Below are 15,114 nucleotides of genomic sequence, written 5' to 3'. Positions count from 1 at the left end.
CCCCCTTGACCTTCCCCTTGATGGTGGGATTCTGACAGGCGCAGCCCCGTAAGGTACTGCGCCGAATCAGTATTTTACAGACTTAACTAACCCGCAAATCCCCCGCTTTGCCTCCAGAGTGTGGACACAATGTGGACATTCCACTTAGAGGATTATAGCTCACAGCGTCCAGTAAATAGTCTGGTGCAAAGTGTGCGTAAACCATCGTTTGCGAAATATCCGCATGACCCAAAATTCGCTGTAAGGCAATGATGTTGCCCCCCTTCATCATGAAGTGCGTTGCGAACGTATGCCGCAAAGCGTGGGCCGCCTGTCCATCTGGCAAGTTGGGCTTTGCTTCTTTCATCCTCAAACGGAATGTCTTGTAACTGACTCGGAAAAGCCGCCCTGATTCCCTGTGTTTAATTATCCTGGCGATATCATCCGATATCGGAACAACGCGCCTTTCGCCGTTTTTTGTCAGGGTAAACATGACTCTGTTACCGACAATGTTTTCCGCTTTCAGATTGTATGCCTCCCCCCACCTCGCACCGGTAGCCAACAGCAATATTGCTATGCGGTAGTAATCACCCGTACATAACGACAAAAGCCGATCAACTTCGGTCTGAGTGAGATATGACATTTCGGTTTTGGGTTCTTTCAACGCGGCAACAGACGTCACGGGGTTTTCTCCGTGGAACTCGTCGATCTCCGCCATTGACTTGAAAATCCCACTCAAGGCGAAAAGGTCATGATTTATCGTTGAAGCCTTGATCCCCTGCTCCAGTCGGTATGCCCGGTAATCAATAATGCATCGTGCATCAAGCTGGTAAAGCATAGGGTCACCCATATCTTGGCAAATACAGTTAACCGCACTCAATCTGCGATTTGCATAGTTTTTGTTTCGTCCGATCAACTGCCACCAGAGCGCAATAAACTCGCTTAGTTTTCGTTTATCTGCCGGTTTGTTCAGGTAATCATGATTCTGAAATTTGGCAATGATACTGCGTTCAAATGCGTGGGCATCTGCCTTTCTATCAAACTTCCGCCGAATGCGTTTTCCATCGCGCCCGCGCGGCCTTACATCAACTTCGTAGCGTCCATCTTCGAGCTTCTTAACTGACATAGTGAAGCCCTCCAATGGTGAATTCACTATCCTGGTAACAAATAGTGAAAATGTAATGTTTATATAAAGTTAACCAATCTGTTTCCCGGAGTGGTCTGATTGAGTTGTTTCGTGCCCATAGTGTGCGAGAGCCGGTGCGATCTGGCCCCGACTTGGGTCGATCCGATCGTACATGAACCAGTCTTGATATTTGTTGAATCTGGGATGTCCGAAGATTTTTACAGCTGCCTCTAAAGTCATTTTGGATTTATTGCGTTCATATCCGTGATAAGTCGTGTAGTTAAGCCCAACTAAATCAACAAGTTGTTGTTTTGTTAGCCTTTCAGAGTCACGGATCAGGGCTAGTTTTTCGCCTTGGGAAATTGACACGATTACGAGTTCTCCATATAGTTACCTACATACGAGACATTTAGCTCAAGTCGAGACAATGTCATACAAGCCATAAATGAACTTAGTAAGCCTCATAAATGGTTAACTTAGGAGTCTAACAAATGACAGAATCACGAGAAATCAATTTAACTTCGGGATCTCAACATTTACGCCAATTCCCGTTAGACAATGCCCGCGTTGCTCGCACGTGCAAAATGACCAGCGCGCAGGCTGAAAGCATCCGGGATATGAATACCGAAGAATTGCAAAAACAAATCTTCGTCACGCCAGTTGAGTTTGCTTATCTGACTGGGCGCACGTTAAAGAGCGTTCGCAACCTGATGGACCGCGCACAATTGCCAGTACATCGTGAAGGCATGCCTGGTTCGAAGCGCCCTAAGCGTTTCATCATGCTGCAAGAATATTGGGATGCAGTGGCACACTGCCGCGCCCTGATTACCCCGGAAGAAAAGCACTTCATTGATCGATTGATGCGAGATAAGAAAACATATCGCCGTGTAACTGGTAACCAGCATTCAACGCACAAGCGGCACAGTCACAGCCAGCAACGCCGCATTGCATGACAACAGCGGGTATACAGGTACAGGGATTAAAATGCTTATCCAGATCAACAGCAAAACAGCAATCTATCGCGGCTTCACAATCCTGAAGCTGCCACGCAAAAAGCCGTATTCACGTCAGCGTTATCAAATAACCAAAGATGGTAATTATCTGGGGCTGGACTTCGGATTGTCTCAAGCTCGACAGACTATCGATCAGCTACATCGGAGGCACTAATGGCAACTTCAACAGCGGCAGTTATCGAAGCTCGAAACCGTTTGAATGCGACAAGGCAAAATGGTGCGCGCACTTTATCGCGTAGTGGTTACGGCCCCGATCATCAATACAGCAGATCACGTAATGTTGTTCAGGGTATGGCTCTTTCCGATATTGCGCGAAATGGTTTTGAGGTACGTTGTAAAGAAACAGGCATTCAATTTTCAATTCTTCCAGGCGGTTCGATTTGCGAATTATTTTCCGCAGAATTAGAAGCGTATTGGAATAACAGCACGCGCTGATTTAATAACGACACTTTGAACTGATCTATATACGGCATTTTTGCCGGGGCTTCGCTTTATCTTTTTTCAGAGGATTGAACATGACCATTCAAACAAATGACCGCGCACACCTGCTTGGGTTGTTGCGTATCAAATTAAACCTGATGAAGAAAGAAAAGCTTTCCACTAATGAAATTTACCGCTGCCTGGAAGATTGGATCGTCAACAGAGAACAGGTCGCAGTAAACAAGGAGCGTAAAAATGTTTAACTCCCCTCTTATCTGGGCGGGCGGCAAGTCTCGCGCTATGTCACATGTGGTTGATGCTTTGCCCCAAGGTGATTGCCTGGTTGAGCCTTTCGTGGGCAGTGGCAGTGTTTTCCTGAATACTGACTATAAGACTTATATTCTGTGCGATAGCAATGCCGCGCTTATCAATTTTTATTCGATTCTGAAAAGTAACACTGAAGGTTTGTTGAATGCCGCCGCTGAACTTTTTGAAGGCGGAAATAATAAAGAATCATATTATCAGTATCGAAATGAATTTAATGTATTCAATCGTGATTTTCGTTCTTGCACTGATAATAAAGGGCGCGATGACAGGCTGTATTATCCTGAAGAGTTTATAAGATTCGCCGCCCTATTCCTTTATCTGAATCGTCACTGCTATAACGGTTTGTATCGTGTAAATGCAAAGAATGAATTCAATGTACCTTTTGGACATCGCCGCAAGCCAATTTTCCCTGTGGCGGAGATTCAGCACTTTGCTAAAAGGGCATATCAGAAAGGCGCTCAGTTTCTTTGTGCGGATTTCCGCTACACCATTCCTGTTGCCAGCCGTGTATTTGAAAACACAGTAATTTACTGTGATCCGCCATACCTGCCAGCCAGCGCAACGGCTGATTTCACAGCTTATGGAAAGCCCTTCACGGCAACTGATCACCGTGACCTGGTTGGGGCATTAATCGCCGCTCATAACAATGAAGGTTGTGTGTCCGTTTTTTCAGGTAGTGACACCGCGGACACGCGCCAAATTTATTACCCGTTCACCCTTAAGCCTTTTGAAGTTCGGCGCTCAGTTGGGGCTAAAACTCGTAATCTGGCTGGCGAGGTGATTGGCACTCTGCGTGTCTGTGATTGCTGTGGGCGCGTAGGCGGTGGCTGTCCTGATTGTGGTGCTGTAATGGGCGATACGACTTATTCAGAAATGGTGGCTTCTGGTGCTTTTGAAGATCAGGAGGTGTTCTGATGAATACAGTTGAGGCGGTAGTAACTAAGGTTCTGGACGTGCGCCCATACCGTAATTTCTGGATCACGCGCGTTGAGGTTCTTAGTGAGGGTGGTTACAGCAACACCGAGATAATCAGTTATTCCGAACGTGACGCGCGGGAAGTAAAGCCCGGCGACACTGTGACAATCTAGGGTGAGCCGGTGACTCAGGCGCGTCGTGTTCACTCTATGACTACGGATAAACCGGGCAGCTTTAACGAGGCGGCCCGGTACGCCTATCCGTGGAATGAACCCAAACAAGCCATCGCTGTCGATAAGACTCCCGCTGTTGATCTATATGAACTGGGTCAAGAGCAGGAGTTTTTCGCGTGGGTTGAAGATACCCTCAAGCCACTACCTACATTTATCCGCCGCCGCGTTTCCTCCCGCATAAATGCCGTACACGCTGACAAAGGGCGTCACATCGCAAAGTTAACCCTTCGCAATATCGTGGCACGCGACCTTCCCCACGTGCGAGCAGTTACAGAGCAATACGCCGTGCCTGTTGGCAGCGACTGGATCATTTCTTCCGAATTAGACCCACTGTTTCATACGTTTGAAAACCTTCGTGAGCTAACGCGCCGGTTCAATCAGTTGGCTGACAGCACGGACGAAGATATTGATTTACTTGCTCAGGATATCGCTATTTATGCAAATGCTGCCTTAGCTGAAGTGAGTGAAACCTGTGCTGTACTTAGCCCTGTGGATTACAGCAAACGAATGCTGCGTGAAGGCTCAAGGCTAATTGCTTACTTCGGGCTAATCGCGCCCTGGGCTTCACGGCGCAAAATGCCACTTGATGAAATGGCCGCTTCAATTCGAAAAATTCTTGATGATCGTTTTTGGTCACGCCTGCTGCGAAAGTACGCGCGCCGCTGGCGTGAACATCTGCATATTGCCTTTGGTGATGTGCGCCGTGATGTTTCCCCCTATTGCAGCAAAAATCACGTTAAACAGTGGGATGCGCGCCGCAAACGTAGCAGGGAAATCATGAGCCGCCTGGAACTTGAAGATCAGGTTACTGGTGAGCGCATGTCGCTGATAGAGCAGATTGATAAAAGCGTATCGAACCCTGAAAAACGCCGTGTAGAACTTATGACGCGTATTGGTGGTTTTGAGAAGGTGGCAACGGAAAGCGGTTATGCCGGAAGTTTCTTCACGCTCACGGCCCCATCTAAATATCATGCCTATACCGCGTTTGGACACCGTAACCACAAGTGGAACGGAGCAAGCCCACGCCGTTCACAGCGGTATCTCAATCAAATTTGGCAACAGATTCGCGCTGAACTCGCACGCCGCGAAATTCCTGTTTTCGGTCTTCGTGTAGCTGAATCCCATCATGACGGTACTCCGCACTGGCATGGCCTGCTGTTTACAGCCCCAGAGCACACTGCGGAGTTGAAAGAGGTTATGGAAGACTACGCAACGCGTGAGGATGCGGAAGAGCTAACTGGCAAGTCTGGTAAGCAGCCCCGCTTTGAACTTAAGCCGATTGATCCAGCTCTTGGTAGCGCTACGGGTTATGTCGTCAAATACATCTCAAAAAACATTGATGGTTACGCTCTTGACGGCGAGAGCGATCATGAAAGTGGACGCCCTCTGAAGGAAACCGCTAAGCACGCAACAGCCTGGGCGTCATGCTGGGGTATACGGCAATTCCAGTTTGTAGGGGGAGCGCCAGTGTCAGTCTGGCGTGAGCTGCGTCGCCTGAGAAATCAGGAGTTAGCTGACAAAGTTAGCCCTGTCTTTGGAGAGCTGCATCGCGCGGCTCATGCGGGAGATTGGCAGGGTTACATCACTTTGCAGGGAGGCCCTTTTGTTTCCCGCTCCAGGCTTGTCCTCCGCGCCTGGTATCAATACAAAAACGAGCCGACCAGCTATGGCGAATATCAGAAATCTATTAAGGGTTTGGTTATGCCTGCTTCCAGCATTCCGCCCGTAGAAACGCGCCTCCATTCTTATCGAATTGTGAAGATGAAACCTAAATCTTCAGACCACGCCGATCCGGATTTTGACCTTAAGGGCGCGTCTGCGCCCTCTTGGACTCGTGTCAATAACTGTACTAAGTACAAAAAACACACAGATTCACCACCTGTTTATCCGCCAAATCTCACTGTGCCAGCTGGCGAAGTGCAGCCAGAACAATTTGAAATCGGTCAGTTAAGCAGAGATCAGAGAGAACAGATTGCCGAAGACATCAGAAACCACAAATCAAATCAGCGTGTTTCACCTGCTGATCTGTTTGAAGCGCTCGCTTTAAGCATTACTGCCGGTGATTGCAGCGACTATGACCGGGCCAGGGCTGAAAGCTATATGAAGGCAGCACATGCTCTTCGCCTGGAAGAAAGCGTGGTAAGCGAGGAAGTTGAATCCCTGGCCAAGGAAATTATGAGGTGGGCGAAGTTAAGAAAAATTTCAATCAATCCGGTACAGGCGATAAAGCTGGCTCAAGGGGGAGAAGTAACGGCACTTGATACGACATATCGGGCTAAGCCGGGAACGGGGGAATTGATTGTGACCGGTGCAGATATGCGTTGGCGCAAAACAATTGCGTTGCATAAAGCTGATTTATTAATCAAACGCTGGCGAAAAACACTATCATAAACTGAATTTAATACATTAATTTCAATGGGTTGCGTCATTACATTCAATTGCGCATAACGAGTTCTGCCTTGCAAATAGTAAATCAAACTATCATACTTTTAGCTATTTCAATAGAATAGAGAGATAGGAATTAATTGTATCTAGGTGCCAAAAATTTAGGCTTATCAAAAACAGATTGAGTGCAATTTAGTCAAAACTGCCTTAAAAATGTTTTGTTTACCACCACCTCATAATTGTTATTGCTTGAAACCCCATCAAGAGCCAGAATACATTTGGATGTTCATGGATAAAAAATAACTCAAGGTATTGTGAGGCATCGTATGTTTGACCGATTGGGTATAAGAACGCAGAGTTCTATAGAAAAAGTTACAGTTAAAAATGTCTTGAATCCAATGCTTTGGATTTGTGGATTGATCTCATTGCCTTCACTTCTGATTATCTTTTATGCTGAGCGAGAGATTTCATGGGTTTTCAGTTTTGCTGCAATTGCACCGATCACCGCAGCAATTATGTTTTATGCATATTTTGCGATAAGAAGTCCAGATAGACTTCAATCTGAGGGTTACCAACTAAAGAAGCAAGCCCTTGAATTGATTGAGGAAAAAGGTTCCCTTGGGCCTGTTGACGTTCGTAGCTTAGAAGTGATTTCTAATCCTGAAATTATAAGCCTTGATGCTAGACCAGCAATTTCCAATGAAGAAAAAGTAATTGATAAGGAGTCTGTGTGATTAAATTATATATCTTCAATTACTCCGACACTGCTGGTTCAAGGGAGCAGGTCAAAACATGGATCGAAAATGAGGACAAAATTCGTTCTTGGCGTTACGACTTGCCTAATTCCTTTTACATAGTCTCCGATGCTTCTGCTAAGGATCTAAGCGCTTCATTTAACAAATACAATAAAAGCAAAGGGCGACACTTAATCGCAGAAATTACTGATAATCGACAAGGTTTATTAACATCTAAATCATGGGCTTTCATGGGAAGAAAAAAATATGACATGGGTAAATTGGTAGTAAAAGATCTAATCTATAAAGATGAATATACTAATAATGCTGAGTCTGTATCTGACAATCCTGATGTTATATTCTCAGACAATCAACGTCTAAATAGAAAAGAGTTGTATGAAATTCTTTATTTCCTTAACGCTCTCAAAGCCAAAGGCGGGGGCGATTTATCAAAAACTACTCGTAGAACGTGCGAGTGGATGATACATGAACATCTGCCATCAGATATTCAGAGCACAAAAAAAATAAGATCTTGGCTTGTAGATAACTACGTAACCTTGTCGAAAGATTACCCATTTGACGAATAATAAGTAAACGCTCACCTTTAGTTTAGGTGAGCGTTTTATACTCTAATGGAAAATTGGTAAAAACTTGTGATTATGATTCCTCAAGTTTATTCTTAACTTTCTAAAAATGATTAATATTTTCATCCTTTCTAATTGCGCCTAGTAACTTATTACTCAGCCACGCAACCAACCCAAGAATTGCTGTACCAAAGAGTCCCAAAATAGTCGTATTCTCACTAGAGAGCTCCCATAATGTTTTATTTTCACGTATAGAATTTCGATAGAATAGATTAGCCCTCCCGGAAACAACTAGATTATTGTCCTCTGAAATATGAGCGTATATATCATCCCCTAAAAACATGACAGTATCAGTATCATTAGAATCAACATTTTTACCATTTAAAGATAATTTTTCAAATGAATACAGTAGGAATCCACCAACGTAGCCACTATCATAAAACTCTCTTAATGAATTTTCTTTTTTGGCATCCTTGATTACTATATCAAGCAAAGAGCTTTTCATAACAAAATGACTATCATCGGCACTTACGACTGGTGAGAATAAATTTCTTTTTGATTCCGGTTCTAAATCAACTAAGACACCAACTAGTAACGCCTCATCTATATCCAGATGTTCCGCCTTACTGTATTTATTGATATTTTCATTTTTACATATTAATTTTTTATTTTTATTTTCATTTCTCAACTTTCCTACCCTCACCTCAAAAATTTTATCTAATCCATTGATATTTAAGGTGAATGATATTTTTTTGTAAGGTTGACTTCTTTCTCCATCTGCAGAAGAATTCATAAAATATATTTTGGAATTAGAATCAGAAGGATAATAATATAATGCCCCATTATTTTTTTTGTTGACGGATACACCGCCTGATGCGTTGTTATTAATTGAAAACATATTAACTATTTCATCGCTACTTTTAAAATGCCCATCCTTATCTTTTATATTTATTATAGACATATCATCTGATGATTTAAGAGAAAATGACTGAACATTTTCAAAGGTCAGGGAATCATTGACTCCATTCAAATTTATACCATCAACACAATTCGTCAACAGACTAATTTTTATTTTATATGTTTCATTCTTTTTAAATTCAGAATAAATACCATCAGACCTCCCATAAACGCTCACTGCATTTTCTAATTGTACAGGCTTACCTAAAATAGAAAATTTTTCTTGATTTTTTTTTGCCGCTGGATCTATTGAATCAGTCATAAAATAAACCCCAGATATTTTCTTTGACGTAGAGACTTTAAAATCCACAACTGTAGGCCGGTAGAAAAAGCAAACTAAATAATAGCTCATTATCGTTATCGACATACAAATAATGAGATATAATACATAGCTTGTAAAGTGCTGCATGAAATTATTAACATTAGTTTTACTTAAACACATCTTCTTAATGTAAAAAATGCACACCAAGTACGAAGAAACTATTGGCGAGCCAATTAAGTTGGATATGTAACATTCAGCCAACGCCTGAAAGGACATTCCACCATATATCATTAATGAGAAAGTATCTGCAATAGATATCAGCAGAAAAGAACCTATCAGCCCAGCAAAAAAAACCTGAACACCAGTTTGAAATGATAATACAACAAGTACGATGAATAACGCCGCCACATAGTTGAAATTATAATTCAATGAGTACATTTCAACTATAAACCCACTTATATCTGGCATTTTATTTATAGCACTTTCGAATGCACTATTATAAATTGAATAGCTATCACTAGTAATGAATTTAAATATATAAGCCTGTGCTAATGACCCGGCACTTATCAATGTCCATGTAGTTAAAAAAAGAAACAAAAAATCAAGACGAAATCTTTTACCTCTAAATTTTTTTACTGTATCCACTGCACGTTCTAAAATCATATTGTTTCCTAGCATATAATTGCGTCCAATGTTTTAACAAAACACGCATAAACCTTTTAGCCACAAAAAGAACCTTGCTTGTTCTTTCCAATATCAGCCTCAGTAAATAGAGAATAACTCCTAACACTCAATCGAAGTTATAATAAATCTTAGCTCGTAATATTAATGCACATTTATGCACAAATTTGCACAATTTTTTTGAAGCTAATTTTGTCCTTTCCGCCCTGTGGCGGTGCGGACTGGCACCGGAGCGCCAAATGCACAAAAAGCGAAGCAAATGTCGCGCGCAGGTGACGGGGGAACAGCCCACGCGACAGGGGTCTGAAGGGGATGCCTTTAAATGCCATGCTTTGGCCTTCCCTGCTTTCTGCGCGCGCTTTCTCGATTATGGATGCGTACGGGTCGATTGCAGTTTGCACCAGCCAGAATGGCGCGCATGCGCACTGAGTGAGGGGCGTTAAAGGTCGTACCGGGCGGTGATCGGGTGGTGGCCGGTCATGCGAAGATTGAAAATTACTGAAGGATAACCGCCGCAGGATGTGCGGCGGATGGTGCGGATCACTCGTCTTTGAGCAGAGCGTAGGGATTAAAGCGAATCACTTCCTGACCGAGCCAGTCATTGACGCCCTTCATGGCTTCCATCACGGGCAACATTTCGTTAATGGCGAAGACGCGCGCGGCCTTCTCAACATCACCTAGCGAGCCGTTGCCTTCCGGCATTGCGCCCATCAGTTGCGGCGGGATGCGATGAGCGTCGCGTAAATCGTTGCGCGTTGCTGATTTGATGTTAAGAAACTCATCCTTTGCCGATATCTGGCTGAACGGCAACAGTTGCACGCCGTCTTTGCCGCCGCCCGGTGCGTGGATCAGCACGTTTTTGAAGGAGCCTTTACCTCTAGCCTGCGACAGCGTCTTCTGCACCACCTTTATGCTTTCCTGATCCACCTTCTCCGAACCGACATAGAGAATACATCCGGCGTGAGAGCCGTTGTCATAGTAGAGTTTGCGGAACCTGTCGGCAGAATGGGACAGGCTGGCGGACAGCAGCGCCCCCATGTATTCAGGCATACCATAGATTTCCTGATGAATATCCGGGTTCATGATGTGGCAGATCTGCCCCGTCTTAAACTCGTATTCATCTTTCCACTGCCGGATAAACCAGTAAGTATCAAGGTCACTCCCCCGCCGTGTGTTCAGGGCCGGAACATGCTGGAGTTTGAGCGGTGCGCCCAGGAGGTTAGAGCGACGTTCAAGGTAGGCATTGCCGAAGACAAACCAGTCCAGCGCAAAAGCAGAGAAGGCCTGACGTGAGAGTAATGGGTGAGGGATATAACACCCGGTCAGCACATTGCGTTTGAAGTAAAGCGCCGACTGATGCAGCGGGGATTGTGCGAACGCACGGATTAACCCCTTCCAGTCTATTGGTGTTTCGTAGTACCGTCCGTTATCGACGCAGCACATGCTGTCCAGCAGATCGTAGCCGTCTGTCACTGAATATGGCCCGTCAAACGTGAAGGCTCTTAGCGCCGGATCGCTTCTGAGCGCGTCAGAGATATCAGGCTGTCCGGCACTGCCGCTGCTGGCAGTGTGTTTGTTTTTGTAGGTGCGCTTCTTCATCAGAACTCCATAGCAAACCCGCCGCTGCCACTCTCCTGGCCCAGCGGTTCGTTAATAATGGCGAGCATAGTCGCCCAGGCTAAATCCCCGTGGCTGACGCCGCGCGAGCGGTCAGTGTCATAGGTGATGAATCCGCCCGGCGTCTTTACCTTGCGAACAGAGTTAAAGGCGTTTATCAGGGCGCGCTCGCTGCGGTCATATTCCCATCGCCCGGCGCGGATCAGCTGTAGCATTTTCAGCACCAGGGCGCGCTTTGACGTCATTGACATGGTGTAGGGCATCGCCATCGGGAAAAACTTCTTCACTATCTGGTAAACGGCTTCACCATTACCGCCCGTCACGTCGATGCCGACATGCTGAACGTTGTATTTGAAGGTGAAGTTTTCGATAACTTTCGCCTGCTCTTCAAATTCAAGGCCGCGCACCTGTTCCGTTTCCACCGTGCGGAATTTACCGCCCGGCACCAGTGGCGGAACCACAACGCAAATCGCGCCGCTGTCACCGTTGCCGCTGCTGCCGTTGGCGTCATAGCCTATCCAGACCGGGCGATTACCCATCGGCCTGGACGCGAAAGGCTTCCAGTCCGGCCATTCGTCATAACCATCTGCTCCGCAGCCAATCAGTGCGTTAAGGTTGAAGGCTGACTCGCCATCGCGAACGAACTCGCACATGTACAGGTTGCGGAATTCATCCTCACTGTTTTCATCCTGGATCTCTTCAAGGTCGGTGTATTCCCAGCCGTTTTCTATCACATCCTTCAGGGTGACAATCTGGCGCCAGGTTTTATCCGGGCATAACAAGCCACTGTTCAGCGTTTTCCAGCCCACATCAAACGCTTTGCGCTGTGCCTTCGGGCGTTTCTCATTCCAGCGATCGCCCGTCCAGAACGGGTAGGCCTCATGGGTCTCGCCTGACGGCGTGGAAAAGTAGGTACGCGTAAGCCCCTTCAGCGTTGCCATCGCACCTGCAACCTTTCGCAGATTGGTGAAGTTGCTGACCCAGAAGAATTCGTCAAACTTCAGGTTGCCCGTATAGGACTGCGCCGTCGCCGCAGACGTGCCGAGGAAATGCAGCTCTGCGCCGTTACTCAGTACAATTTTGTCGCCCCCCTTAAGCTCAACATCTACCTCTTCGGCAACTCTCTGAATGAATCCCCTGAACTGGTGAGCCTGGCGGCGGGATGCAGACAGAAATATCTGGTTGCGCTGGTACGGGTATTTCACATCATCACGCAACGCATCAAGTAACGCCTCGCGGGCAAAGTACCAGGTTGCGCCAATCTGGCGGGACTTCAGTATCATGCGGTTTCGGTGGTGGCGTTGCTCATACCAGCCACGTTGATGCCACGACAGCGAATCCAGTATTTTCTCCCGCAGCGCGACGATCTGTTCTTCGGTGAAGTGATTTTTCTGCTTGCGCTTGCGCGGCTTTTTGCCCGCTCCAGTCTCTGCCTGGTGTCCGTCAGACAACTTTTTCAGTTGCCGGGTAAGCAGATCAATCTCTTTGAAGTCTCCCCCTGTCTTGTCTTTCTTGTCCGTCAGTTGGATGAGGCGGGCATCCATAGACTGGCTGACGCGCTGGACGGGCGGCGTTTCATCCCATTCATCGCGTTTTTTCCATGAATAAATTGTGTTCTGATTAATTCCCATCAGACGCGCGATCTCCGCTGGCGGGTAGCCCTGCCAGTAAAGTTGTTTTGCTCTCTGACGTACAAAAGCGTCCTGTATCATCTGCCCTCCACCGTTGATGTGGTGAAGATTACCCCGCGCGCGATCCCCCTATCGCCCACTTTAAGGTCTCGCCTTCCTCCGACAACAAAACCTCGTTGAGACAGCAAGTTACGCTCTGCCATCATGACCGTACAGAAACCACTCAACAGGATTATCGACATGGCTAGCGCAGCTAAACCAGCCCGTAAGAAATTCCGCGTTGCTGTCTCTGGTGCAACCGTTGACGGGCGTGAGATTCGCCCTGAGCACCTTCGTGATGCAGCAGCAAACTACAGCCCGGACGTGTACGGCGCACGCGTCAACGTGGAGCACTATCTTTCACCGTTCCCCGGCAGTGATTTCGGCGCAATGGGGGATGTGACGGCGCTGAGTGCTGAAGATATCAGCGAAGGCCCGCTCGCCGGACGCACCGCGCTTTACGCCGAGATTGAACCTTCTGAGCGCATGAAGAAGCTGACGGAAGAAGGTAAGAAAATTTACTCCAGCATTGAGCTGCACCCGCAGTTTGCGCTTAACGGCAAGGCTTATGTCATGGGGCTGGCAATGACCGATACCCCGGCGAGCCTCGGCACCGAGCGTCTGAAGTTTGCCGCGCAGCAGCGTCAGCAGGTTATGTCCTTCAACAATCAGCAGGGTGAAGCCCCGCTGTTCACCGATGCCATTGAGGCAGAAATCATCGAACTGGCTGAGCAGCGCAGCGATGAGGGTAAACAGTGGTTCGCGCGCGTCATGGGGATTATCGGCAAAGGCCGTAAATCTGACGGTGAGCAATTCAGCCAGGTGCGTGACGCCGTGGAGAACGTCGCCCAGTCCCATGCCGTTCTGCTGGACAGCTTCAACGACCTAAGCCGCGCCCGCGAGCAGGACAGCCAGGCCATTCAGAAGCTGACCTCCGACCTTGCCGCGCTGACCAGCAAGCTGGGAAGCACAGACGGCAATTTCAGCCAGCGGGCACCCGCGAGCGGTGGCGCTAACGCGCAACTGGCTGATTACTGATATTCACAAAGAGAGCAGAGAACATGGATAACAATACCCGCCAGCTATTTGATCAGTACATCGCCCGGCAGGCACAGCTCAACGGCGTATCAACCGCCGCCGTTGCTGCAAAATTTGCCGTAGATCCGACGCGTCAGCAGCGCCTTGAGCAGGCCGCACAGCAGGATGATTCTTTCCTGAGCAAAATTAACGTTTTTGGCGTCAACCAGCAGATCGGTCAGAAAGTCCTGATCGGCAGCAAAGGCCCGATGGCTGGCGTTAATAACAGTGTTACCAGTCGTCGCAACCCTGGCTCAAATCATTCAATGGAGCCGTTCGATTACATGTGCCGCAAGGTCAACTATGACTACGGCATCAGCTATGAACAGCTTGATGCGTGGGCGCACATGCCGGAGTTCCAGCCGCTGATCAGTAAGGCGATGGCCCGCCAGATGTCGCTTGACCGCATCATGATTGGCTTTAACGGCGTGAAGTACAGCGACCCGTCTGACCGTGCCGCTAACCCGCTGTTGCAGGACTGTGGCATTGGCTGGCTGGAAAAAATCCGCCAGGAAGCGCCGCACCGCGTCATTTCCAATGTGACGATCACCTCGCGCGATGAAGATAACAAGATTGTTGCAAAAGGCACCTACGGCAACATTGGCGCTGCGGTGTACGACGCCAAAAACAGCCTGATGGATGAATGGCACAAACGTAACCCGGATAACGTGGTGATTCTGGCGGGCGACCTGCTGACGAGCAGCAATTTCTCGGCCATCAACGCCTTAAGCCAGACCAACCCGAATACCGAAATGCTGGCCGGTCAGCTTATTGTCGCGCAGGAGCGCGTAGGCAATATGCCGACCTTTATCGCGCCTTACTTCCCGGTAAATGGCGTGCTGATCACGCCGTTCAAAAACCTGTCGGTGTACTACCAGCGTGGCGGTCTGCGCCGGACGATCAAAGAAGAGCCGGAATACAACCGTGTCGCAACGTATCAGTCGTCAAACGATGACTTCGTCATTGAAGACTACGGCAATGTTGCGTTCATTGACGGCATTCAGTTCGCCCAGGCCGAACCGGCAGGCGAGTGACAGAAGCGGGGGGGGGGTGGCCCCCCCACGCCGGGGGGAAATACGAGGGTTTAAACCCCCCCAAAACCGATTTATAAAGTTAATGGGGACGCGCCGGGGG

Annotated in this window: 15 protein-coding genes; 10 read left to right on the top strand and 5 right to left on the bottom strand. The window is 47.4% G+C overall.

The features are described 5' to 3' along the window. Positions 1–82 precede the first annotated feature (82 nt). Positions 83–1,105 (bottom strand): phage integrase, encoded by a 1,023-nt coding sequence (locus tag L6R44_RS21730; RefSeq protein ID WP_045346979.1) that lies wholly within the window; start codon positions 1,103–1,105, stop codon positions 83–85. 69 nt (positions 1,106–1,174) lie between these two features. After that, positions 1,175–1,474 carry a helix-turn-helix transcriptional regulator gene (locus tag L6R44_RS21725; RefSeq protein WP_045346978.1) on the bottom strand — a complete coding sequence of 100 codons (300 nt, stop codon included), beginning with the start codon at positions 1,472–1,474 and terminating at the stop codon, positions 1,175–1,177. A gap of 122 nt (positions 1,475–1,596) precedes the next feature. On the opposite strand from L6R44_RS21725, the gene L6R44_RS21720 reads away from it, so the two are divergent. The 8 genes from L6R44_RS21720 (at position 1,597) to L6R44_RS21685 (ending at position 7,719) form a co-directional block, all read left to right on the top strand. Next, the gene (locus L6R44_RS21720; RefSeq protein WP_237425394.1) at positions 1,597–2,058 is read left to right on the top strand and encodes a hypothetical protein; all 462 of its coding nucleotides are present in this window, start codon (positions 1,597–1,599) and stop codon (positions 2,056–2,058) included. A 213-nt stretch (positions 2,059–2,271) separates the two neighbouring features. Further along, entirely contained in the window at positions 2,272–2,553 is a 282-nt protein-coding gene (locus L6R44_RS21715) for a hypothetical protein (protein ID WP_127353156.1), read from the top strand. Positions 2,554–2,633: 80 nt separating this feature from the next. Beyond that, positions 2,634–2,801 (top strand): hypothetical protein, encoded by a 168-nt coding sequence (locus tag L6R44_RS21710; RefSeq protein WP_155738256.1) that lies wholly within the window; start codon positions 2,634–2,636, stop codon positions 2,799–2,801. Beyond that, positions 2,794–3,780, top strand: coding sequence for a DNA adenine methylase (locus tag L6R44_RS21705; RefSeq protein ID WP_045346973.1), 987 nt, complete (start codon positions 2,794–2,796; stop codon positions 3,778–3,780). The genes L6R44_RS21710 and L6R44_RS21705 overlap by 8 nt, the downstream gene beginning before the upstream one ends. Continuing rightward, positions 3,780–3,953, top strand: coding sequence for a hypothetical protein (locus L6R44_RS21700; RefSeq protein ID WP_165771746.1), 174 nt, complete (start codon positions 3,780–3,782; stop codon positions 3,951–3,953). Before L6R44_RS21705 ends, L6R44_RS21700 begins: the two co-directional genes overlap by 1 nt. A 36-nt stretch (positions 3,954–3,989) precedes the next feature. Continuing rightward, complete coding sequence (locus tag L6R44_RS21695) at positions 3,990–6,404, top strand: replication endonuclease (protein WP_237425393.1); 2,415 nt, start codon at positions 3,990–3,992, stop codon at positions 6,402–6,404. 320 nt (positions 6,405–6,724) lie between these two features. Further along, the gene (locus L6R44_RS21690) at positions 6,725–7,132 is read left to right on the top strand and encodes a hypothetical protein (protein ID WP_237425392.1); all 408 of its coding nucleotides are present in this window, start codon (positions 6,725–6,727) and stop codon (positions 7,130–7,132) included. Next, positions 7,129–7,719 (top strand): hypothetical protein, encoded by a 591-nt coding sequence (locus tag L6R44_RS21685; protein ID WP_237425391.1) that lies wholly within the window; start codon positions 7,129–7,131, stop codon positions 7,717–7,719. Before L6R44_RS21690 ends, L6R44_RS21685 begins: the two co-directional genes overlap by 4 nt. Positions 7,720–7,819: 100 nt before the next feature. Here the strand turns inward: L6R44_RS21685 and L6R44_RS21680 are convergent, their stop codons facing one another. The 3 genes from L6R44_RS21680 to L6R44_RS21670 form a co-directional block, all read right to left on the bottom strand. Further along, positions 7,820–9,598: a hypothetical protein gene (locus L6R44_RS21680; RefSeq protein ID WP_237425390.1), complete on the bottom strand. Its 1,779-nt coding sequence runs from the start codon at positions 9,596–9,598 to the stop codon at positions 7,820–7,822. A 558-nt stretch (positions 9,599–10,156) separates the two neighbouring features. Further along, a complete protein-coding gene (locus L6R44_RS21675) occupies positions 10,157–11,215 on the bottom strand; it encodes a phage portal protein (RefSeq protein ID WP_237425389.1) in 1,059 nt (352 codons plus the stop codon). Then, positions 11,215–12,945 carry a terminase large subunit domain-containing protein gene (locus L6R44_RS21670; RefSeq protein WP_193360335.1) on the bottom strand — a complete coding sequence of 577 codons (1,731 nt, stop codon included), beginning with the start codon at positions 12,943–12,945 and terminating at the stop codon, positions 11,215–11,217. The genes L6R44_RS21675 and L6R44_RS21670 overlap by 1 nt, the downstream gene beginning before the upstream one ends. 159 nt (positions 12,946–13,104) lie before the next feature. Here L6R44_RS21670 and L6R44_RS21665 point away from each other — a divergent pair, with 159 nt between their 5' ends. Both L6R44_RS21665 and L6R44_RS21660 read left to right on the top strand, forming a co-directional pair. Beyond that, positions 13,105–13,941: a GPO family capsid scaffolding protein gene (locus L6R44_RS21665; protein WP_069733249.1), complete on the top strand. Its 837-nt coding sequence runs from the start codon at positions 13,105–13,107 to the stop codon at positions 13,939–13,941. Positions 13,942–13,964: 23 nt separating this feature from the next. Next, positions 13,965–15,014 (top strand): phage major capsid protein, P2 family, encoded by a 1,050-nt coding sequence (locus L6R44_RS21660; protein ID WP_058651655.1) that lies wholly within the window; start codon positions 13,965–13,967, stop codon positions 15,012–15,014. The last annotated feature ends 100 nt before the right edge of the window (positions 15,015–15,114 follow it).

It is taken from the genome of Enterobacter cloacae complex sp. ECC445, assembly GCF_021892025.1.
GTDB classification, from domain to species: domain Bacteria; phylum Pseudomonadota; class Gammaproteobacteria; order Enterobacterales; family Enterobacteriaceae; genus Enterobacter; species Enterobacter chengduensis.
This window is presented reverse-complemented; position numbering and strand designations above follow the sequence as displayed.